Source organism: Ensifer sp. 4252, from assembly GCF_050434565.1.
In the GTDB taxonomy this organism is placed as follows: Bacteria; Pseudomonadota; Alphaproteobacteria; order Rhizobiales; family Rhizobiaceae; genus Ensifer.
Map to the genome: position 1 here is coordinate 57460 of NZ_JBNDIU010000017.1, position 21313 is coordinate 78772.

General features: G+C 62.3%; 22 protein-coding genes. 11 read left to right on the forward strand and 11 right to left on the reverse strand.

Going from position 1 to position 21313, the window contains the following annotated elements:
* Positions 1–27: 27 nt before the first annotated feature.
* The 7 genes from ABIE33_RS25470 to ABIE33_RS25500 all read right to left on the reverse strand — a co-directional run bounded on the left by ABIE33_RS25470 (position 28) and on the right by ABIE33_RS25500 (position 4070).
* Entirely contained in the window at positions 28–1119 is a 1092-nt protein-coding gene (locus ABIE33_RS25470) for a methylenetetrahydrofolate reductase (protein WP_429130592.1), read from the reverse strand.
* Positions 1116–1724, reverse strand: coding sequence for a methylenetetrahydrofolate reductase C-terminal domain-containing protein (locus tag ABIE33_RS25475; protein WP_429130593.1), 609 nt, complete (start codon positions 1722–1724; stop codon positions 1116–1118). Before ABIE33_RS25475 ends, ABIE33_RS25470 begins: the two co-directional genes overlap by 4 nt.
* On the reverse strand, positions 1717–2019 hold the full coding sequence (locus tag ABIE33_RS25480; RefSeq protein ID WP_429130594.1) for a virulence factor: 303 nt from the start codon (positions 2017–2019) through the stop codon (positions 1717–1719). Before ABIE33_RS25480 ends, ABIE33_RS25475 begins: the two co-directional genes overlap by 8 nt.
* Positions 2020–2278: 259 nt before the next feature.
* Positions 2279–3076, reverse strand: a complete 798-nt coding sequence (locus ABIE33_RS25485; protein ID WP_429130595.1) for a formyl transferase — start codon at positions 3074–3076, stop codon at positions 2279–2281.
* 161 nt (positions 3077–3237) lie between these two features.
* On the reverse strand, positions 3238–3501 hold the full coding sequence (locus ABIE33_RS25490) for a DUF1488 domain-containing protein (protein ID WP_429130596.1): 264 nt from the start codon (positions 3499–3501) through the stop codon (positions 3238–3240).
* Between the two features lie 90 nt (positions 3502–3591).
* Positions 3592–3714, reverse strand: a complete 123-nt coding sequence (locus tag ABIE33_RS25495; RefSeq protein WP_429130597.1) for a hypothetical protein — start codon at positions 3712–3714, stop codon at positions 3592–3594.
* A gap of 47 nt (positions 3715–3761) precedes the next feature.
* The gene (locus tag ABIE33_RS25500; protein ID WP_429130598.1) at positions 3762–4070 is read right to left on the reverse strand and encodes a hypothetical protein; all 309 of its coding nucleotides are present in this window, start codon (positions 4068–4070) and stop codon (positions 3762–3764) included.
* Between the two features lie 523 nt (positions 4071–4593).
* Between ABIE33_RS25500 and ABIE33_RS25505 the strand changes: the two genes are divergently transcribed.
* Positions 4594–5826 (forward strand): GGDEF domain-containing protein, encoded by a 1233-nt coding sequence (locus ABIE33_RS25505; RefSeq protein WP_429130599.1) that lies wholly within the window; start codon positions 4594–4596, stop codon positions 5824–5826.
* A 51-nt stretch (positions 5827–5877) separates the two neighbouring features.
* Here ABIE33_RS25505 and ABIE33_RS25510 read toward each other — a convergent pair whose 3' ends face one another.
* On the reverse strand, positions 5878–6498 hold the full coding sequence (locus ABIE33_RS25510; protein ID WP_429130600.1) for a DUF1638 domain-containing protein: 621 nt from the start codon (positions 6496–6498) through the stop codon (positions 5878–5880).
* A gap of 39 nt (positions 6499–6537) precedes the next feature.
* On the opposite strand from ABIE33_RS25510, the gene ABIE33_RS25515 reads away from it, so the two are divergent.
* A complete protein-coding gene (locus ABIE33_RS25515; RefSeq protein ID WP_429130601.1) occupies positions 6538–6696 on the forward strand; it encodes an entericidin in 159 nt (52 codons plus the stop codon).
* A gap of 309 nt (positions 6697–7005) precedes the next feature.
* Here the strand turns inward: ABIE33_RS25515 and ABIE33_RS25520 are convergent, their stop codons facing one another.
* Entirely contained in the window at positions 7006–7704 is a 699-nt protein-coding gene (locus tag ABIE33_RS25520; RefSeq protein WP_429130602.1) for a corrinoid protein, read from the reverse strand.
* Between the two features lie 330 nt (positions 7705–8034).
* Here ABIE33_RS25520 and ABIE33_RS25525 point away from each other — a divergent pair, with 330 nt between their 5' ends.
* The 6 genes from ABIE33_RS25525 (at position 8035) to ABIE33_RS25550 (ending at position 15116) form a co-directional block, all read left to right on the forward strand.
* Positions 8035–9609: a trimethylamine methyltransferase family protein gene (locus ABIE33_RS25525; RefSeq protein WP_429130603.1), complete on the forward strand. Its 1575-nt coding sequence runs from the start codon at positions 8035–8037 to the stop codon at positions 9607–9609.
* Positions 9610–9716: 107 nt separating this feature from the next.
* Positions 9717–10421, forward strand: coding sequence for a ferredoxin (locus tag ABIE33_RS25530; RefSeq protein ID WP_429130604.1), 705 nt, complete (start codon positions 9717–9719; stop codon positions 10419–10421).
* Between the two features lie 172 nt (positions 10422–10593).
* Positions 10594–11145 carry a hypothetical protein gene (locus tag ABIE33_RS25535; protein ID WP_429130605.1) on the forward strand — a complete coding sequence of 184 codons (552 nt, stop codon included), beginning with the start codon at positions 10594–10596 and terminating at the stop codon, positions 11143–11145.
* Positions 11146–11586: 441 nt separating this feature from the next.
* A complete protein-coding gene (locus ABIE33_RS25540) occupies positions 11587–12336 on the forward strand; it encodes a phosphodiester glycosidase family protein (RefSeq protein WP_429130606.1) in 750 nt (249 codons plus the stop codon).
* Positions 12337–12432: 96 nt separating this feature from the next.
* Positions 12433–12960 (forward strand): RNA polymerase sigma factor, encoded by a 528-nt coding sequence (locus ABIE33_RS25545; RefSeq protein WP_429130607.1) that lies wholly within the window; start codon positions 12433–12435, stop codon positions 12958–12960.
* A gap of 2 nt (positions 12961–12962) precedes the next feature.
* Positions 12963–15116, forward strand: a complete 2154-nt coding sequence (locus tag ABIE33_RS25550) for a YfbK domain-containing protein (protein WP_429130608.1) — start codon at positions 12963–12965, stop codon at positions 15114–15116.
* A 524-nt stretch (positions 15117–15640) separates the two neighbouring features.
* On the opposite strand, the gene ABIE33_RS25555 is transcribed toward ABIE33_RS25550, so the two are convergent.
* The gene (locus tag ABIE33_RS25555; RefSeq protein ID WP_429130609.1) at positions 15641–15988 is read right to left on the reverse strand and encodes a hypothetical protein; all 348 of its coding nucleotides are present in this window, start codon (positions 15986–15988) and stop codon (positions 15641–15643) included.
* Positions 15989–16122: 134 nt separating this feature from the next.
* Between ABIE33_RS25555 and ABIE33_RS25560 the strand changes: the two genes are divergently transcribed.
* The 3 genes from ABIE33_RS25560 to ABIE33_RS25570 all read left to right on the forward strand — a co-directional run bounded on the left by ABIE33_RS25560 (position 16123) and on the right by ABIE33_RS25570 (position 20158).
* The gene (locus ABIE33_RS25560; RefSeq protein WP_429130610.1) at positions 16123–16758 is read left to right on the forward strand and encodes a helix-turn-helix transcriptional regulator; all 636 of its coding nucleotides are present in this window, start codon (positions 16123–16125) and stop codon (positions 16756–16758) included.
* A gap of 58 nt (positions 16759–16816) precedes the next feature.
* Positions 16817–17971, forward strand: a complete 1155-nt coding sequence (locus tag ABIE33_RS25565; protein WP_429130611.1) for an aminotransferase class I/II-fold pyridoxal phosphate-dependent enzyme — start codon at positions 16817–16819, stop codon at positions 17969–17971.
* A gap of 180 nt (positions 17972–18151) precedes the next feature.
* Positions 18152–20158, forward strand: a complete 2007-nt coding sequence (locus ABIE33_RS25570; RefSeq protein ID WP_429130612.1) for an acyltransferase family protein — start codon at positions 18152–18154, stop codon at positions 20156–20158.
* A gap of 109 nt (positions 20159–20267) precedes the next feature.
* On the opposite strand, the gene bmt is transcribed toward ABIE33_RS25570, so the two are convergent.
* The gene (bmt, locus tag ABIE33_RS25575) at positions 20268–21284 is read right to left on the reverse strand and encodes a betaine--homocysteine S-methyltransferase (protein WP_429130613.1); all 1017 of its coding nucleotides are present in this window, start codon (positions 21282–21284) and stop codon (positions 20268–20270) included.
* Positions 21285–21313: the final 29 nt, after the last annotated feature.

Sequence of the window (21313 nt, forward strand, 5' to 3'; positions counted from 1 at the left end):
CCGGCGCCGGTTTTGACTGCAATTGCCTCAGTGGGGATGGTGGGCTGCGGCCTCGGCCATCTCCTGCTGGTTTTCTTCCTTGCCTTCGCGAATGTGTTCCATGCGGGAGGCGACAAGCGCATCGGTCGGCAACGTCTCGCGTTTCCAGGGCTGACGTCCCTTCAGCACGCCCGATTCATGCACGATCTCTGCGACATATTCCTCCTGGCGATAGGCCATGACGTGGACACCGGAGACGCCTTCGATCTCCTTGACCTCGTTGATGATGTCGATGCAGAGCTGCTTGCCTTCCTTCTTCTGATCCTGAGCACCCTCCAGCCGCGTGATGATGCTGTCGGGAATGTGGATGCCCGGCACGTTGGAGCGGATCCAGCGGGCGGTCTTCGCCGACGCCATCGGTCCGACGCCGACGAGGATGAAGCATTTTTCGTTGAGGCCGAGATCGCGCACCTTCTTCATGTATTCGCGGAACATCGGCACGTCGAAGCAGTACTGGCTCTGGACGAACTGCGCGCCGGCCTCGATCTTCTTGGCCAGCCGGTAGGGGCGGAAGTCGTAGGGGGGCGCGAAGGGGTTGATCGCAGCGCCGAGAAACACCTGCGGCGGCGTCGTCAGCTTGCGGCCCGAGAGGAACTTGGAATTGTCGCGCATGATGCGCACGGTTTCGAGCAGCGACATGCAGTCGAGGTCGAACACCGGCTTTGCGCCCGGCTGATCGCCGGCCTGCACGCCGTCGCCGGTCAGGCACATGACGTTCTGCACGCCCATGGCCGACGCGCCGAGCACGTCGCCCTGAATGGCGATGCGGTTCTTGTCGCGGCAGGCGATCTGCATGATCGGGGCATAGCCCATGCGCGTCAGGAGCGCACAGATGCCCACGGACGACATGTGGCAGTTGGCGCCGGAGGCATCGACCGCATTGATGCCGTCGACCCAGCCGTCGAAGATCGCCGCGCGCTCGTAGACGTCCTGCGGATTGGCGCTGTCGGGCGGGTTGAGCTCGGCGGTCACCGCAAACTCGCCGCGGCGCAGCACGCGCTCGAGCCGCCCGCGCGAGGAGTGGCCGGGCAGGGGATCGAGCGGCGCGCCCGGGTCGTGTGGGTTGTAGTCGGGGCTCATGCCTGGTTCTCTTTTGCCTGGGCTTCGCGGCGGGCGGCTGCCTCCGCCGTCACCCGCAGCCAGGACGAGGTTTCGCGCAGCGACTGGTTCACCGGCTTCTGGACTTTCATGATCGCATCGCCCTTCGCCATGTTCTGCGAGCCCTTCCATGCCTGCACCCAGACGCAGGGCATATCCGGCTCGACCTCGCAATTGCCGTTTGCGCGCACGCCGCCGCAGGGGCCGTTGCGCAGCTGCTTCGGACAGTTCATCGGGCAGGACATGCCGGTCGACGACAATGCACACTGGCCGCACATGCGACAGTCGAACAGAAAACCTTTGACGTGGCGTTCGACGAAGGTGACGGGTCGCTCCACCCTGTTGTAGCCGATCGCCTTCCATAACGGATGCAATAGCAGGAACATGTCGGCGAAGCGGTTGTAGAACCATTCGAGGAAGCGAGAATGGCGCACGGCCCAGAGGCGCACGGTATATTTGTGGCGCGAGCGGCGGCTTGGAGAGACGCCGGCTGGGGTATAGGCGCCGGTCGCGGCTTTGGCGGCGGGCGCGGCATTGCCCTTGAGGATCTTTGTTTCTATTGCGCCTGCGACCTTCGGGTCAGCCATTGTCGCGGCCCCCTGCCTTTACCAGGGCGACGAGGCGTTCGCGGTCAAAGGCCGCCTCCAGCTCGGCGGCCGCACGGTCGGCTTCCGCTTCCAGGTCGTCGGAGACGGGCTCGGGCTCGGCCTTGCGCCATTCGGCGAGATAATCGTCGGTTTCGGCAGCGCCCGTGCGCATGGCGCACATGTCGATCGCCTCGGTGAAGCGCAGCGAAAGCTCGCGCTTTGCGGTCGTGCGGCCCTTCTTGATGATGACCTGGGCCGGGATGTCGCGCCAGTAGACGATTATGCGATCTGCCATCGGGTGTCGTTCTCCTCTTCCTGCGACAATGCTTATGTCCGGTCGTCGTGGCTCACCTCGCCACGACGTTGGATATGTCCAAAAACGACGCGGGCCCTGAACGTCGAAGGCCTCCAGCACTCTAGGCGTTGCCGCCGTGCGGGCAAGTCCGCTGAACAGTAAGTCTATCCATTGGGGAGTGCTAGAAATTTCAGGCCCTTAGAGGCTTCAGGCGGCCGCAGGCGTCGCGGCGGAAACGGCCAGTCTGCATCCGGTTTTCCTACCAGATGCCGCGCCGAATTCCGTTCCAAAGCCACATCCAGATCGGCGGGTGATACCACTGTTGCGACGGGCCTGCGACATCGAGGGGTTCCAACCGGCCCTTGAGGGCATCGTCGACCGCGGCAATGGCGATGTCGGTGGAAGCGGCCGTCTGCAGCAGCGGATAGGTATGCATCGTATCGCCGCGGTCAGGCGTCTGGCGCGACTGGTAGAGAATGCCGCCGGTGTCGACACCTTCGTCGACCAGATGCACGGTCGCGCCGAAATGAGCGACGTCGTTGTTGATCCGTGCCCAGTAGCCGCCCATCAGCCCGCGATAGCGCGGATTGGTGCCGGCATGGAAATTGACGACCGGGCAGGGGATCTGCGCCAGCGTCATCGCCTTCAGCATGCGGCAGCTGATGAGAAAGACGACTTTTGGCGCGAGCTGCCGGATCTGAGCGACCGCCTCGCCGTCGTTGACGGAAACGATCTGCCGCACCGGTACACGCGGATCTGGCATTCCCGATACGCCGTAAAGCTGCAGGATTTCTTCCGCGCGTTTCCGGGTAAAGCGCTTGCCGAAGCGCGAGGCGATCATCGTCGCCAGTTGACCGATCGCCGTCGGCCAGCCGAGTTTTCGCGCCCGCCGGCGCAGGAAAAGCCCCTTGGATTCCGGCTGTTCCTGCAAGACGACGATATCGTCAAAGCGGGCGGCCAGTGCATTGATCATGATCCAGGGATTTTCCCCACCCGCCGTCACCACGACGACGCGACCCGGCTGCCTGCCGGTGATGATGTTTTCTGCGTCCGCCATGCCGGCCTCTGATGCGTTGTTCGCGCCAGATATGGCGGCTGCCAGGTTACCGGCGGCTTAATGGTGGGTTCCGGTTCAGAGGGAAACGCAGAAACGCTCTAGCTCTTGGTTTTCACGCATTTCCTGACGGAAAACCGCTTCGTATTTTTCCTGGAAATGCTCTAGCGGAAGTCCGCGGCCGTCAGCACATAGATCGTCCGGCGCCCGTGGGCATAGGCTGCTTTTGCGACTTCGTAGATCTTGTTGCGTGCAGCGTCGAATGCCTGGAGGCAGGCCGCCTCGGTCGTCCGGGTGGGGGCGCCACGGGAGAGCGCCTCGGCCTCGACATAGAAGGGCACTTCGAACATGCCATCGTGGCCAAGGAAGCGAACGGCGTTTCTGGTGTCGTCGTAACTTCGGCTTTGGTTGGGGAAGCTCAGTGGCATGGGGTGGTCCTTTCTAGGCGGTAAGCAAACTCGGCCAGTGGCCGGCCGGGCGAATGAGTGTGGATGGGCGTTCGGCTTCGTGCCGCGCCATCACAGGATCCGGCCGAACAGGATCGTGGTGATGACGACAGCGACGGCGACCGAAAGGGCAATCCAGGCAAATAGGCTGCGATAGTCGAAGAGATAGAGCTGAGCCGGTATATGGTACTTCATGATCGCCTCCTGTGGCTGATCTGTTTGGATGCCCTGCACGTTGGTCCTTACAGGATGTGTGTTCTTCTGAACGTTCGTTCGGCCAGTGCTGTTCCATCCTTGCCGGTACTGACTATCATTTCGAGATTGCTCTCATCCGTCACCCGCTCATGGCATTCGCGGCTGCTCTGAATGCGATACTGGAGGGCATTGTCGCGGACCGGCAGGGTAGCGGTAATGCGATAGGTTTCACCGGTAATCGACTCCCGTGTCAGCGCCCCCTTGGAGCGGACGAGTTGGCCAACGTGAAAGCGGTGGATCGGCGGCGTGTTGGACGGGCCGCGGATGATGCGTTTCGTGAAAGATAGAGTATTCATGATGGCCTCAGTCCTCCTTCAAGCGTCTGTAAGAGCAATTCGGCTGGAGTAGCTGTTCCGCGTTTTCGCGCCGGGTGACGATGGATCAATGATGATCGTTGCTCTGGCTCGGACGAGCAGGCGGTTCGAAGCAGATCTGTTTCGAGACGACGCGCCGCAAGCACTGAAGCCGAGCCTGTCTGTCGAGAATTTAGGGGATTGGGGCGGTTCGAAGTTCTGATACCGCGAAAGCCACATTCGGCCAAATCAACTTGGCTCTACCATAGCGCGTCGATTGAGTTTCAATTGAGGCGGTTGAGCCTGTTGGTGGACGTGAACTCTCGTATTCGTCCGGCTGGATCCATGTCTCTCGCAAGATCGTCGCTCGCTGAAGCACAATCGGCAAATCCTGGAGATAGCGACGCGTTTTCAGCCCGTTGCGGCGATTGCCGCCGAGATTGGCGAGCGCTGACCACTCTTTAGGGCGTGTTCAGTTTTCTGTGTCACCTATCGGGCGTCCGTTTCACCAGCCGGAGAGTCGATGATGGGCGTCGTGACGCTAGGGGACGTTGATCGCCAGATCGGCCGCGGGTTCAAGTTCCTGCGCTTTGCGCCTGCTATAGAGGCTGCCTTCCTTCGCGATTACGCCGCCAGCCGCGTCAGGCTTGCCGCCGTCTGGGCAGTGATCGGGACTCTCATCTACGACAGCGTGTTTTTCGGCGATGCGACGATGATGCCTGATGTGTTCCAGGAACTCGTCATCGTTCGATTCGGCATCTTCACGCCCTTCGCCCTGTTCAGCGTGCTGGCGCTTAGGCGCTGGCCGAGCGCGCGCAACTACGATCTTCTTGCCATTTCCGTCGCCGTGCTCGGCGTGTCGCTGCCGATGTCGGTCGCCGTCTTCAGCAACAGCCCCTATCTGTTCGTCTACCAGAACGGCAACGTCGCTGCGTTCCTGTTCTTCGTCATCGCGCTCAGACCCCGGTTTGCCACCATCATGGTCGGACTGCTGCTGATGTGCGCCGTGCAGTTCACGACGACCAAGCTGAGCGGCGCTTTCGACGACGTCACCTATACCGGCATCGTCACCTTCTACGTGACCTTGGCGATATTCCTGGCGATGAGCACCTATTTCATGGAGCACAAGGACCGGCTGAATTTCCTCCATCAGATGCGCGGCAGCCCGCTGCATGTCGAACTGGAGCGCAAATCCGAACGCGACGAACTGACCGGCCTCTTCAACCGTCATTCGCTGGCGCGGGTGCGCCAGGCGATCTGGAGCCAGGAAAAAGCTGGTGCCACTGTTGCGGTGATCATGCTCGATATCGACCGCTTCAAGCTCTTCAACGATGTTCACGGCCATATCGAGGGCGACGAGTGCCTGCGGGTTGTCTGTAACCGTATCCTGCGCGAGGTCGGCAGCGTCGGTGAAACCTTCCGCTTCGGTGGCGAGGAAATTCTGGTGCTGATGACCGATGTCGACCGGGAGCAGGCGAACGATACGGCCGAGAGGATAAGGGCGGCGATCGAGGCGCTCGACATCCGCAACCGCGGTCTTGGCGACGAACATGTCGTCACCGCGAGCCTTGGCGTCGTCTTCGGCAAACCGAGCGAAGCCTCGCTGGAAGACCTGCTACGCGCGGCGGATGCCGCACTCTATCAGGCAAAGCGCGATGGGCGGAATACCGTGTCGATCTTCGACGACACCTGGCGCGGGCCTACCGGTGGCGGCCCGGACGACGACGCGGGCCAGGTTTCCATCCTTCTGGCGAGCTGACGGTCAGCCGTTTTTTCAGTCAGGACCGAGCGCCGCTGCCCGTCTGCAGGATCACGCGCGCAGCAGCGATGTCGTCAGGTCGCCATAGCCGGTGAAGCGATACTCGTATTCGAGGCCGAGATAATCGGCCGCTTCTTTCGCCTTTGCCTGCAGCACTCCGTCCTCCTGCTGCGAGAGGTAGACGAGCTTGCGGTAGTGGCCGAAATACATGTCCCGGAGTTCCGGGTGGCGCTTGAGGCCGAGCGGCTCGATGACGAAGGCCTCGAACTGGCGGGCGAGGAAATCGGTGAGGAAAAAGGCCGTCAGATCGTCGTCCCAGCGGCTGGCAAACGCATCGTTGCCGGCAAAGAAGGAATAGCAGTGCGGGCCGGGGATGCGCTCGACGCGTTCCTCTTCGCACAGACGGTCCAGGTGGCCGCCGGTGCCGCAATCGGCGTAGGCGACGAAGATGCGCTGAAAGCCTTCCTGGCGCGCCTTGGCGATCGCCTCCCTGACGCCCGGGGTGATCCTGTCGGGCGTGTTGTGCCAGATGGCGGGAAGACAGGCGAGGTCGACATGGTCAAGCCTGTTGGCCTGGCAGATGGCCAGAATTTCGCGCGCGATCGCGCCACAACCGATGACGTGAACTTTTTCCGGTTGTGCACGTTCTGTTGTGCGCGATACTTTTTCCATCTCGATTCCACCCAGTGATCAACGTGAAGGAAGCTGGCCATGAAAACACAAACTGTTGCGACCGTCGCAGCCGTCCTTATTGCGCTTACGACGCTGAGCGCCTGCGGCAACACAATCCGCGGCATCGGTCAGGATACCGCAAACACTGTCAACGCGACACAGTCGGCCGGCAAGAAGGTGGCGAACGCCGCCAACTAGACCCTTTCCGGCAAAAGCGAGAGATCGTTTCCGTGTCTGCGTTCGAAACGAAAACGATCTAACGCCCTGACCTGAAGCGCCGCGCCGATTTTGGCTGCGCGATCCGCTTTGATCTCCTGGCTTCCGGTTTGATGTTTCGCGTCTGCAGTGGCGAGAAACATCAAGGGATGGTGTAGACGCGCCGGTCTCTCCATCAGCATTACGCACGGTCTCACCCACGTCGCAAGGTCGCACCGTTTTCATCCCGGCAAAGAAAAGCCGGCCGCAAGCCTCGTTGCTGCGGCCGGCTTTCGTATCTTTCAGGCATCCTCAGCCGGCAGCGAGCAGGTTGTGCTTGCGCTTCATGAAGTCCTTGGCGGTTTCAACCGCGACTGCCGCATCGCGGCAATAGGCGTCGGCGCCGACGGCCTTGCCGAACTCCTCGTTGAGCGGCGCGCCGCCGACGAGCACGACATAGTCGTCACGCAGGCCCTTTTCCTTGAGCGTATCGATGACGACCTTCATGTAGGGCATGGTGGTGGTCAGGAGAGCCGACATGCCGAGGATGTCGGGCTGCTCGCGTTCGATCGCTTCCAGGTAGTTTTCGACCGGGTTGTTGATGCCGAGGTCGACCACATCGAAGCCGGCGCCTTCCATCATCATGCCGACGAGGTTCTTGCCGATGTCGTGAATGTCGCCCTTGACGGTGCCGATAACCATCTTGCCGAGCTTCGGAGCGCCGGTTTCGGCGAGAAGCGGCCGCAGGATGAACATTCCGGCCTTCATCGCATTGGCCGACAGCAGAACTTCCGGCACGAACAGGATGCCGTCACGGAAGTCGACGCCGACGATGCGCATGCCTTCGACCAGCGCCTGGGTCAGGACGTCGTAGGGCGTCCAACCGCGCTTGAGCAGGATGTTGGTTCCGTCCTCGATCTCTTCCTTGAGGCCGTCATAGAGGTCGTCATGCATCTGCTGCACAAGTTCCTCGTCGGAAAGGTCCTCGAGAATGATTTCATCGTCTGCCATAGTAGGGTTCCTCGGTTCCTGGCACGGCCGGGCTAAAATCCGGACACGTTCAACAATCAATAGCGGTCGACGTCTAAAAATCTGTTTTCGAAAGCGACGTCGCATATGACAAAAAGCGACGGGAGAGCAGCTTCTTTCGAGGCCTGTATATTCTTAACAAAAACAATATATTCGCGCCATGCGGTTTTTGGCCGGCGATGACGCAGATCGCAGTGTTCGAGTTGCGCCACTCGTTGGCGCATTGAGACCCGTACAGTCCCTGCGGCTTGGTAGCATTAGGGCCAATTGGTGCTTGAAGGCGCACGAAATGCGCGGGAGAGGAATGAGCGAATGAGCGACGTGACAGAACAGGACGCGGTTGAGGGTGGCGGTCGCCGCTCGCGTGGCGAGGGACGGGGAGCAGCGGCACGGCGTGCCTCGCGCACCGGCGGCGGCCCGGGGCCGTCTCTACCCTATATCCAGCGCAAGATTCGCGAATACGAGGTTCTCGACGAGGAAGGCCTTCAGCTCATCGAGCGCAATGCCGATACGATCCTGGAGGAAATCGGCATCGAGTTCCGCGACGACGCCGAGGCGCTCGAGCTCTGGAAGCAGGCCGGTGCCGATGTGCGCGGCCAGCGCGTTCACTTCCCCAAGGGTCTTTGCCGCGACCTTCTGAAAACGGCGCCGTCCGAATTTACCTGGCACGCCCGCAATCCCGCGCGCAGCGCCCAGGTCGGCGGCAAGGCGACGATCTTCGCGCCGGTCTATGGCCCGCCCTTCGTTCGTGATCTCGAGGGTAACCGCCGTTACGCGACCATTGAGGATTTCCGCAACTTCGTGAAGCTCGCCTATATGGCGCCGTCGATGCATTCGTCGGGCGGCACGGTCTGCGAGCCGGTGGACATTCCGGTGAACAAGCGTCACCTCGACATGGTCTACAGCCACATCAAATATTCCGACAAGCCGTTCATGGGCTCGGTGACGGCGCCCGAGCGCGCCGAAGACACGATCGCCATGGCCAAGCTCGTTTTCGGTGACGAGTTCGTCGAAAACAATTGCGTCACGCTCAACCTGATCAACGCCAACTCGCCGATGGTTTTCGACGAGACCATGGTGGGTGCGCTCAAGGTCTATGCCCGCCACAACCAGGCCTGCGTGCTTTCGCCGTTCATCCTGTCGGGCGCCATGAGCCCGGTCACGGTTGCCGGCACGTTGACGCAGATTCTCGCCGAAGTGCTGGCCGGCGCCTCGTTCACCCAGCTGATCCGCAAGGGCGCGCCGGTGCTGTTCGGCACGTTTGCCGCCTCGATCTCGATGCAATCGGGTGCGCCGACCTTCGGCACGCCGGAGCCGTCGCTGGTCTCCTATGGCGCAGCGCAGCTCGCCCGTCGGCTCAAGCTGCCGTTCCGCACCGGCGGTTCGCTTTGCGGCTCCAAGGTTCCGGATGCCCAGGCGGCGCACGAGTCGGCCAACACGCTGAACATGACACTGCTTGCCGGCACCAACTTCGTGCTGCACGCGGCCGGCTGGCTCGAAGGCGGTCTCGTCTCGTCCTACGAGAAGTTCATGATCGACCAGGACCAGCTCGGCATGATGCAGAAGATGGCCGAAGGCATCGACCTCTCGGAAGATGCCCAGGCGCTCGACGCCATCCGCGAGGTCGGCCCGGGCAGCCACTATCTCGGCTGCGCCCATACCCAGGCCAATTTCCAGACCGCGTTTTACCGCTCGCCGCTTGCCGACAACAATTCCTACGAACAGTGGGAAGTCGAAGGCGAAAAGCGCATCGAACAGCGCGCCAATGCGCTGGCGCGCAGCTGGCTCGAGCATTACGAGGCGCCTTACCTCGATCCGGCGATCGACGATGCGCTCAAGGCGTTTATCGAGGAGCGCAAGAATTCGATGCCCGACGCCTTCACTTGAAAGGGTCCCGAGCGAGCCAGGGAGCAAGGCGGCGCGGCGCAGGTGGCTGACATGATCCAGAAGGAGGTCTGGCGCCCGCATTACGATCTACAGGGGCCGAAACCGAAATGACGGCGCCATCCGCGAGAGCGGACACTCGACTTGAAACCGTCCGTGCGGCCCTCCAGCCGCACGGACTTTTTTTGCGCGGAACACTGAACTTTGCTTCCGCCGATGCAGCGCCGCTGCTTGCCGATGGTCGGCCGGCCGCAAGCGTCGCGCTGATCGGCAATGTCGGCGGCTCGCTCTGGAAACCCTTCGTGCGCTGGCGCGAAATTGCACCGGATCGCGGTGGCGCCGATCCGCTCGATACGTGGTCGAAGTCGGTGATCGAGGAAATCGCTCGGGGCAGTGGGGCGACGGCCTACTTCCCGTCCGATCCGCCCTGGCAGCCGTTCCAGCAATGGGCGATGAAGGCGGAAGGATTGAAAGCTTCGCCGCTCGGCATTCTCATTCATCCGCGCTACGGGCTATGGCACGGCTATCGCGGTGCGCTGGCTTTTGACCAGCCCTTGCCGGCCGACGGCGAGCGATCACGCGCGCACCCCTGCGACAGCTGCGTGGATAAACCCTGCGTTTCCGCCTGTCCCGCGGATGCGCTGGAAAGTATGCAATTCGCTGTCGGCCGCTGTCGCAGCCATCTCAGGGCGGAGGCGGGCGGGAGCGGTTGTCTCAAGCGCGGATGTTTTTCCCGCGATGCCTGTCCCGTCGGGCAGGGCTATCGCTATCCGCCCGATCAGCTACACTTTCACATGGCCGCACTGGAGCTGTGAGCGACCCGGATTGCGCCTTCGATGATGCGGGCGAAAACCGCAGACAGTTTTCCGCATCCTAACGCGCAAAGATGGTGCAAATCTCCAAAATGACTAAAATTGGAAGTGTCGTGGAAAGATAATATTATCGAATTTATAACGATCTGGACGGCGTAGCGTTGGAGTCCATCGTATGAGAGGTAGCCCAGTCGTATCCGTGAGCAACTATCCTCCGCAGCTTTCGCGCGAGGAGGTGGAAGCGCAGATCTCGCGTCTGGACAGCATTCATGCCGCCAATTCGCAGCTTCTCGACGAGGCATACAAGCGCCTGCTGGCGATTGCCGCCGCCCATGCCGCGGTGATTGCGGCCTGCATCGCCGGCTTCAACGGGTTGTTCGACAGCTCAGTGCTGGGCGCGGATTTGCTGCCGGGGGCGATCGATTTTCTGCGCAAGGCCGCACTCGTCGTCGGCTGCATCGGCCTGCTGCTCACCTTCTTTGCCATCGCCAACAATTATGGCGAAGTGCAGCGCGTGGCGCGCAAGCACGCGACCAACCTGCGCTTCACGCTGCAGGAAAAGCGCCTGCTGACCAAGCTGTCGAGCGAGATCCTGCCCGGCGACCCCCGGTCCTACCTGCGCAGCGGCGTTACCGGCCTTGCCTTCCTGGCAGCGATTTTCGGCCTTGCGGCGGCGGCCGGCTGCTTCGTAATGGCCGGCATTGCAGGGATTCTGGCTGCCGGTTGAATATTGGGGGTGGCGCTCGCTGCCGCATCGCCCTGATATTTTCTCTCCTTCGCTGCACGCACATCGGAGTGCGATGGCGGTCCAGCGAGGTCGCGACGATGGTATGTTCGGCTTCCGCTCCCTCATCTCTGTGCTTGTCACAGAGATCCAGCGGTGCCGCGTCCGCGGCGCCAAAAGACTGCGCGATACAGGTGACATTGGCGGCGCGGTTCCTCCACAGCGCCGACGCGCCGTGGCTGGACCCCTGTGACAAGCACAGGGGTGAGGGAGCGTGTGGTTTGAACCGCGGTCTTGATTAGGGGAAGGCAGGCCCTTCCATCTGTCGCGAAGGACGGGCTGCGCCGTCAGTCTCAAGCCGCGCGTCAGCATTTTCGTCGCTCCTGCGCCAGAACCGCCGCAATCTCGATGATGCTGGGCGACTGATTCCATTGGATGTTTTTCATGCCACTTTTCCCAAAACCTTTTCTCGTCGGCGCCGTTCTGTCTGCCGGCCTTGCCGGACCGGCGCTCGGCGCCTGCCGTGACGTCAGCCATCTTGGGCAGGACTATATCGCCTGCACCGTAGACCCTGCGGACAACGACATCCGCCTCTACAACAAGGACCAGGCGGGCGTTCCCTTCCGCTCGTTCCGGGCGCTGTCGCTGGAGCTGCGCCATCGCGACGAATATATGCTCTTTGCCATGAACGGCGGCATGTATCACGACGACCTGTCGCCGGTCGGTCTGCATATCGAAGAGGGCCGCGAGCAGGCGCCACTCAACACCAATACCGGCTGGGGCAATTTTCATCTGCTGCCCAATGGCGTCTTCTATGTCGATGGCGGTAAGGCCGGTGTGATGGCGGCGGATACCTATCGCGCGGCCAATATCCGGCCCCGGTTTGCCACACAGTCCGGCCCGATGCTGGTGATCGACGGGACGCTGCATCCACGCTTCCTGTCCGACAGCACCAGCCTCAAGACCCGCAACGGCGTCGGCGTGACAGCTGCGGGCGAGGTGGTGTTCGTCGTCTCGAAAAGGCCGGTGCGGTTCCACGACTTCGCGACGCTTTTCCGCGACGAGCTCGATTGCCCCAACGCGCTCTTTCTCGACGGTACGATCTCCAGCCTCTACGCGCCTGACATCAACCGCCACGACCGACTGTTTCCGATGGGGCCGATGATCGCCGTCGTCGGAAAATTCCCGCGCTAGTTTTTCTTGGGGTCGCGACATTTTTTTCGCCACGGCCCCAAGGATTTGCAGTCGTGCAACGTCTAAGGTTCAAAACAGCTAGGAGCGGGCACGCCATTGGACGCTGAACTCGTCGAGAAAGCGGTGTCTGGAGACAGACGAGCGTTCGGCCAACTGGTCGAGCGGCACTATGATTTTGTCCATGCCGTTGCCTGGCGCTGGTCGGGCAACGCTGCGGATGCGGAAGACATCGCCCAGGACGTCTGCGTGCGGCTCGGCTCTGCCATCCGCGGCTTTCGCGGCACCAGCCGGTTTCGCACATGGCTCTACACCCTGACGCTGAACGCCGCGCGCGACCACAAGCGCCGGCAGATGCGCGACACCAGCAGGGTGCAGGCCTATGCCAGCGAGCAGGCCGTGCTCGGTGGCGGCGAGGCGGCCGAAGACGATCGCCAGGAGGCGCTCTGGACGGCGGTACGGGCGCTGCCTGAAAAACAATGCGACGCGGTGCTGCTCGTCTATGCCGAGGGGATGAGCCATGCCGCTGCCGCCGACGTACTCGGATGCTCTGAGGCGACCGTGTCCTGGCACGTGCACGAGGCGCGCAAGCGGCTGAAGACATTGCTTGGCAAGGAGGCCGTGTGATCATGACCGACGATTTCGACAAGCTCTCCGGGCTGACCCCGCCAAAGGCTTCGAACGAGGCACGCACGCGCGCGCTCACTGCCGCCATGCAGGCCTTCGACGCCGTAGAAGAAAATTCGGCCACTACCCAAGGATCGGTGCGGCCGGTTCGTCAAAGCTCCATCTTCAACCGGATATGGAGCCCCATCATGAACAGGAAACTGCTTGCCGGATCGGCACTCGCCACGCTGCTGGTCATCCCCGCCGCCGCGTTCCTGACGTTTGAACTGACGCGCAACACGACGCTGCCCGGCGACACTGGTGCTGAGATCGCGCTGAAGGAACAGCCGAAACAGAAGGCAGCGCCACAGCCGAAGCCGTCCTCGACGGCAACAACGGCGGACGAAACTCTTGCTGAGGCGAAAAAGCAGGAAGCCCCCAGCATTGCAGCCGGTGAGCCGGTCGCAGCCGACGCTAAGGGCCAGACACCGGCCGATAAGCCGGAAACCGCCGAGGCGCTAGCCCGCGCCCTCGAGCAGAAGGCCGTCGGGGTTCAATCTACGGCGCGAGCCGAGAACCCGGCGCCCACCGCCGAGGCCGAGGCGGATGCTTTGGCCAACCAGATGATGAGCGATAGCGCAGCACCGCTTACCGCAGCTCCCGGCGCGCAGACGCGGATGACCTTTATGCCGGCGCCCGTTGTTGCCGAGGAGATGGCTCCGGCACCCCAGGACAACCGCGAGCGCTTCAGCAAGGCTGACAACAATCCGGTCAAGAGCGTTGCGACCGACCCGGTCTCGACCTTCTCGGTCGATGTCGATACGGCCTCCTATGCCTTCGTGCGCCGCTCGCTGATGGAGGGCCAGATGCCGGACCGCGATGCCGTGCGGGTGGAGGAGATGGTCAACTACTTCCCCTATGACTGGCCGCGTCCGGCGAGTGCCGCGGAACCGTTCAAGGCGACGGTGACGGTGACGCCGACACCCTGGAATGGTGGCACGCGACTGATGCATGTGGCCATCAAGGGCTATGACGTTGTGCCGGCCGAGGCGCCGAAGGCGAACCTGGTGTTCCTGATCGATGTTTCCGGATCCATGGACGAGCCGGACAAGCTGCCGCTATTGAAAGGCGCCTTCCGGTTGCTGGTCGAGAAGCTGAAGCCGGAGGATAGGGTTTCGATCGTCACCTATGCCGGCAATGCCGGCACGGTGCTGGAGCCAACCGCGGTCAAGGACAAGGCGAAGATCCTGTCGGCGATCGACACGCTGCAGCCGGGCGGTTCGACCGCCGGTGCCGAGGGAATCGACGCTGCCTACCGGCTGGCGGAAAAGGCTTTCGTCAAGGGCGGGGTGAACCGCGTGATGCTGGCGACCGACGGCGACTTCAATGTCGGTCCGGCCAGCGATGACGAACTCAAGCAGATGATCGAGACCAAGCGCAAGAGCGGCATCTTCCTGTCGGTGCTCGGCTTCGGCCGCGGTAACTACAACGATGCGCTGATGCAGACGATCGCCCAGAACGGCAACGGCACGGCCGCCTATATCGATACGCTGGCCGAGGCGCAGAAGACGCTGGTGGAGGAGGCGGGCTCGTCGCTCTTCCCGATCGCCAAGGACGTCAAGCTGCAGGTGGAATTCAACCCGGCGGCCATCGCCGAATACCGCCTGATCGGCTACGAGACCCGGGCGCTGAAGCGCGAGGACTTCAACAACGACAAGGTAGATGCCGGCGACATCGGCTCAGGCCACAGCGTCACGGCGATCTACGAGGTGACGCCGAAGGGCAGCCCGGCAGTGCTGAACGACGACCTGCGCTACGCGACCGCGGAAAAGCCGGCAGCCGATGCCACGACGAAAACCGGCGAGCTTGCCTTCCTGAAGATCCGCTACAAGAAGCCGGATGGCGACCGAAGCGAACTGATTACCACGCCGGTCACCGAGGCGAACGCCGTGCCATCGCTGGCAGAGGCGCCCAATGATGTCCGCTTCTCGGTGGCCGTGGCCGCTTTCGGGCAGAAGCTTTCAGGCGTCACGGCGCTGTCGGACTATTCCTATGATGCCGTCGTTGATCTGGCGGCAGCGGCCAAGGGAGCGGACCCGTTCGGCTATCGCGGCGAGTTCGTCAATCTGGTGCGGCTGGCGAAAGGGCTTGGCGGTGGCGGCAGTTCGGCCAATTGAGGGTTGGGGAGGGCGAGACCCAGCGTGAACTTCGCAGTTATGCCCTCGATCCGGACACTTGGCGCAGCCCCTCATCCGGCTGCCGCCACCTTCTCCCCGCAGGCGGGGAGAAGGAATATACGGCGCTGCCTTCGTCTGACGTAACCTGCTCAGCGCGTCGTCCGATTGGTAGGCACCGGGGAGTTCAAGAACCCGTTGCCGAAAGGTGACAGTCAGATGCCCGGCAACCATTGTCCTGATTAAAGGTGCCGTTTCCTTGTCCGCGGATGGCACCACGTCCCTCATTCCTGTGCTTGTCACAGGAATCCAGTAACGGCGCGTCCGCGCCGTTAAGGAATCTTCCAGTTGTCCTGTTTCCGCAAGCTCTTCCGCGCCGTAGACACGGCGCGGCTGGATTCCTGTGACAAGCACAGGAATGAGGGCGAGAAATCCCGCTCGGGCAATAAGGCGCAGGGATCAACCAGCTAGGTCAAAGGTTCATTGTGATCGCGCCGAGCCCCATCGCACTTTTTAAATGCCTAAACTCATGCCTTGGGAAACGCGCGCTCCAATCCACCGGATTTCGTCAGGCCCGTTCTGAACGCCTGGTAGGCCGGGTGCTGGCTCGCGCGGGCGGCTTCCATCAGCCGCATCTGCAGCCGCGCCGGCGCCTCGTTGCCGAGCCATTGTCCGAGCTTGTCGAGCTTCAGCGAGTTGAGGAAGCGCGCTTCGGAGGCGATATCGAGATAGCGATAAAGCCCCTCCAGCAGCCGATCGTCCTGCTCGGGATTTTCCATCAGCAACCGGACAAAGGCCTGATCCGCCTCGCCAAATGCCGAAAGTTTTTCGGCAACGGTGTCCCTGTCGGGAAAGGAAGCGGGTCCGGCGTTCATGGCAGTATCTCCAGGCGAATCTCGTCTTCTTCGGGATAGGACAGGCCGACAGGGCGCGCAAGCATGGGCGAATATTTGAAATAGATGAAACGTCAAGAATTGACAAAACATCTAAACTGGATCATTCCAGTCGCATGAACATCGAACCCGCCATCACTTTTGACATTGCCATGCATGCGCCATCAGCCGCGGCCATCAGCGCCTTGCTCTATCCGCATGCGGAAGTGGTGCTGCATGACCTCAGGCAAGGCACTGTCGCTGCCATCTGGAATGCGTCCTCGGGGCGCGCCGTCGGCGAGGATTCGCTGATCGAAGAGGATTTCGGTACGGTTTCGGGTGCGGAAAACGTGCTTGGACCCTACGAGAAGACCGGCGCCGATGGTCGGCGCATCAAGTCCGTCTCGGCGGTGCTGCGCGATGCCAAGGGCGACGCCGCGGGCCTGCTTTGCATCAATCTCGATGTCTCGATGATCGACAACGCGGTAAAGCTGCTTTCCGCTTTTGCCGGCGCCGAGCAGCCGCGACCACAGGCGCTGTTTTCGCGCGACTGGCGCGAGGAGATCAACGCCTCGCTGCACGATTGGCTGAAGGAGCGGGGCCTCGCTCTTTCGGCGCTGAAGCGGAGGGACCGCGTGGCGCTGGTCGCAGCCCTTGAAGAGCGCGGCCTGTTCAAGACGCGCAACGCAGTCGACCATCTCGCCAGCCTGATCGGCACCTCGCGCGCCTCGATCTACAACTATCTCGCCGCTGCCCGCAGCGACGCTTCCTGATCACGACGAAGACAATGATTTCGCCCGCTCGCCGGACGTAGCGATTGGAGGATCCGATATGACCACCTTGCCAGACTTCCGTCTCGAAACGCATTTCTCCCGCTGGGAGTTCAAGGCGCGCCACCATATGACCGCCAGCGACAGCGAAACCATCGGCATGGGCGAATTGCTGGCGATGGCCGACGACGCGGACCGGGAAGCCTGGGACAAGCTGACGCTCGGCTACACCGAGACCTACGGTGCGCCGGCCCTGCGCTCGGCCATAGCGGCGACCTATCAGGGGCTTTCGGCTGAAGACATTCTCTGCTTCGCCGGGGCGGAGGAGGGGCTTTACTGCGCCATGCTGGCGCTGCTCGGGCCCGAGGACCACGCCATCGTCACCGTGCCCAACTATCAGTCGATGGAAACGCTGCCGGTCACGATCGCCGCTTCGGTGACGGGGGTGCCGCTGCGCCCCGAAAACAACTGGCGCCCGGATATTGCCGACGTGCGCGCGGCGCTGAAGCCGAACACAAGGCTCATCGCCGTCAACTTCCCCAACAACCCGACCGGCTCGATCGCCGATCAGCAGACCTTCAGGGCGCTGGCGGAACTCTGCGCCGAACGCGGCATCCACCTCTTCAGCGACGAAGTCTATCGCGGGCTCGAACGCGATCCGGCGCTGAGGCTGCCGCAGGCGGCCGAGTTGTTCGAGCGGGGGATTTCGCTCAACGTCATGTCCAAGGCCTACGGCCTGCCAGGCCTGCGCATCGGCTGGATAGCCTGCCGCGACCACGCGCTGCTCGAGCGCATGGAGAAGATGAAGCACTATCTGTCGATCTGCAATTCGCGCCCGTCCGAGGTTCTGGCGACGATCGCACTGAAAGCGCGTGAGCAGCTGCTTGACCGCAATCGCGCGCTTTGCGCCTCGAATCTGGCAAAACTCGGGGCCTTCTTTGCCGAGTTCCCCGATCTCTATGAATGGCGGGAGCCGGATGGCGGTTGCGTCGGCTTTGCTCGCTATCTTGGGGCGGACGGGGTCGAAACCCATTGCCGTCGCCTGGTCGAGGAAGCGGGCGTGCTGCTGCTGCCATCGAGCCTGTTCGTGTCGGATCTGCTGGCGGTCGCTGAGGACCGATTCCGCGTCGGCTTCGGCCGCCGGAATATCGAGGTCGGCCTAGATGCCTGGCGTCAGCATCTTCAGGCGGACAGGGCGATCAAGAGAAGCGCCTGATTTATGGAAGCATTTCTGTCCATTGCGAGAGCCATGGGGCATGGGCGCTGCCCGGCCGATCGGGCTGTGTGGCGCCCACGCCTTAGAAACCGCATAAATGTGGATATACCGGAACGCCCGATGGCTACCTACGCAAGGCCATGTTAACCCCCCGGCCTCACTAGGCGTTCTTTCTCCCTTATGCATTACAGACCCGAAATCGATGGACTGCGCGCGCTCGCCGTTGCGCCCGTGTTGCTCTTTCATGCCGGTTTTGGCTTTCTCGGCGGCGGTTTTGCCGGCGTCGATGTCTTCTTCGTCATCAGCGGTTTCCTGATCACCGCGATCATTCATCGTGAAATCCGCGAAGGTACTTTCAGCATCGTATCGTTCTACGAGCGCCGCGCCCGCCGGCTGGCACCGGCCCTGCTGCTGGTCTGCGCCGTCTGTATTCCCTTTGCCGTCATGTGGATGCTGCCACAGGAGCTCAACGATTTCGGCAAGAGCCTCTATGCCGTAAACCTGTTTGTCTCGAATTTTCACTTCTGGGACCAGACCGGATATTTCGAGCCGTCGACCGAGCTGATGCCGCTTCTGCACACCTGGTCGCTGGCCGTCGAGGAACAGTTCTACGTCGTTTTTCCGCTGCTGCTGCTGGCGCTGCGCCGGTTTTCGACGGGAACGGTGCTGAAGGTTGTCCTCGCCAGCATCTTTCTCAGCTTTGGTGCTGCGCAGGTGCTGGCCTTCGTCGATCCGGCCGCGAACTTCTATCTGCTGGCGAGCCGCTTCTGGGAGCTCGGCGCCGGCGCGGTCCTGGCGCTTGGCGGGGTGGACCGGCTGCCGCTTGCAAAAGGCCGGCGGGAACTGCTGGCCGGCCTTGGGCTGCTCGCGATCGTTGGCAGTTACATCCTCGTGCAGGATTCCGCTGCCTATCCAGGCTGGGCGACCGTGCCGGTCGTGCTCGGAACCGCGCTGGTGCTGGCCTTTGCCCGTGGCGACACGCTGGTCGGCAAGCTGCTTTCGGTTCGGCCGCTGGTGGCGATCGGCCTCATCAGCTACAGCCTTTATCTCTGGCACCAGCCGGTCTTCGCCTTTGCCCGGCTGCGGGCGATCGATGAGATCCCACCCGTCGGCTATGTCGGGTTGATCGCGCTCTGTGTCGTGCTTGCGGCGCTCAGCTGGCGCTTCGTGGAGCAACCGTTCCGCCAGCGCACGAAGGTCGGTCGCGGCGCCATCTTCGGTGCGACGCTTGCCACGGGTGCGGTGGCGCTGGTCATCGGGCTCGGGCTCGACGGAAGCGATGGGCTCGTCTCGCGCAATCGGGAACTCGCCCGCCTGATCGAGCCGAGCGTCGGCATCAGCAAGAAATGCGATGCGGTCGTTGACATGAAATGCGCAACCAGCCGCACGCCCGAGATCGCCGTCTGGGGCGATTCCTTTGCCCGCCATCTCGTCGACGGCATCATCGCGTCGAAGCCCGATGTGCGGCTGGTGCAACTGGCGAAGAACAATTGCGGACCGTTCCTCGATCTGGCACCGATAGTTCCCCGTCTCGGGCAGCAATGGCCGCAGGCATGCGCTGAGCACAATGCCGACGTCAAACGGTTCCTGCTCGCCAACAAATCCATCCGCTATGTCGTGCTGTCGTCGCAACTCAGTCAGTATCTGACCGAAGAAAGGGTGCTCGTCGGCGCGCGGGAAATGCCGTCGGAGACCAAGACCCTGACCGACAGTCTTCGTTCGACGCTCGCCTGGCTGAAAGGCAATGGTTTCGAAATCGTCTTCGTCGCGCCGTCGCCGCAAGATGGTCGCGACACCGGACTTTGCGTGGCGCGCGCCCGACTTCTGGGCGAACCCGTCGAGCGATGCGAACTGCCGCTTCGCGACGTGTATTCCCATGACAGGGACGTGCTGTCTGTCGTTGCCGACATTGCCGACGAATATCCCGTTGTCAGCTTTATGGATTATCTCTGCGACGAGGATTTTTGCAAGGTCGAGGATAAGGGGGTCGCCCTGTTCGAAGACCACGGCCACTTCTCGGCGCAGGGTTCGCGGCAGATGGGCCGTTCGTTTGATTTCTACCGGGTCTTTGTCGGTGCAGCCGAGAATGATGTGTTTTCGGAGCGTCGGGTATCCGTCCCGGTTCATGATGTTGCCAGCGTTGCTGCGCCGAGGGTGGCGTCAACTGGCATTGCCCGACCGGAATAATTCCGTCCACGAACGTCACAAATGAAAACGCTCCGGGATCAGATGATGCCGGAGCGTTTCGTTATCTTGTCGATCTTGCATGCTTTTCGCACTTTTCCTGGAAATGCTTTTAGCCGCGGCGGCTGCGCCGTTCGCGGGCCGGGGCCGAAGGACCTTCGTTGGCCGTCTTGTTGCGCAACGGCCCGATCCTTTCGATGATCACATCGAGCGTCGGGCGTTCGCGCAGCGAATGCTCGTCGAGGGCCACGCGCATGGCGGCGAGGTGGCCGCAGGTGGTGCCGCAGCAGCCGCCGATGATCTTGGCGCCGGCGTCGGCTGCAAGTCGGGCATATTCCGCCATCAGAGGCGGCGTGCCGGAGTAGTGGATCTCAGAGCCGCGGAATTCCGGAATACCGCAATTGCCCTTGACGATCACGGTCGCCTCGGGCTTTGCCGAGGTCATGTCGAGCAGGGAGGACAGGATGTCGGACGCGCCGACGCCGCAATTGGCGCCGACGGCGACCGGGCCATTGTCCAGATCCTTGGCGACTTCATGGATGTCCTTGGGGTGCAAGCCCATCATGGTCTTGCCGGCGGTGTCGAAGGAGCCGGTATAGACATAGGGCATGCCGACCTTGGTCGCGGCTTCGGCGGCAGCGCGGATCTCGTCGGCCGACGACATGGTCTCGATCCAGGCGACTTCGGCGCCGCCGGCCTTCAGGCCTTCCATCTGTTCGACGAAGGCCGAAACCGCGTCCTCATAGGTCAGCGCGCCAAGCGGGATCAGCAGTTCGCCGGTCGGGCCGACAGAGCCGGCGGTAATGACCTTGCGCGGCGCCTTGTCGGCGACGGCGCGGGCGATTTCGGCTGCGCGCCGGTTGAGTTCGTGCACGCGATCCTGGGCGTGGTGAAGCTTCAGGCGGTGGCGGGTGCCGCCGAAGGAGTTGGTCAGGATGATGTCGGCGCCTGCGTCGACGAAGTCCTGGTGCAGCTTGGTGATGTTCTCCGGCCTGGTCTCGTTCCAGATTTCCGGCGCTTCGCCGGCTTCGAGGCCCATCGCGAACAGCGAGGTTCCGGTGGCGCCATCGGCAAGAAGAACGCCCTTTTCGGCGATAAGGTCGGAGAGAACGTTGGCTGCAGCGGTCATCGGCTTTTCCCGGCTAGAATGAATGCAAT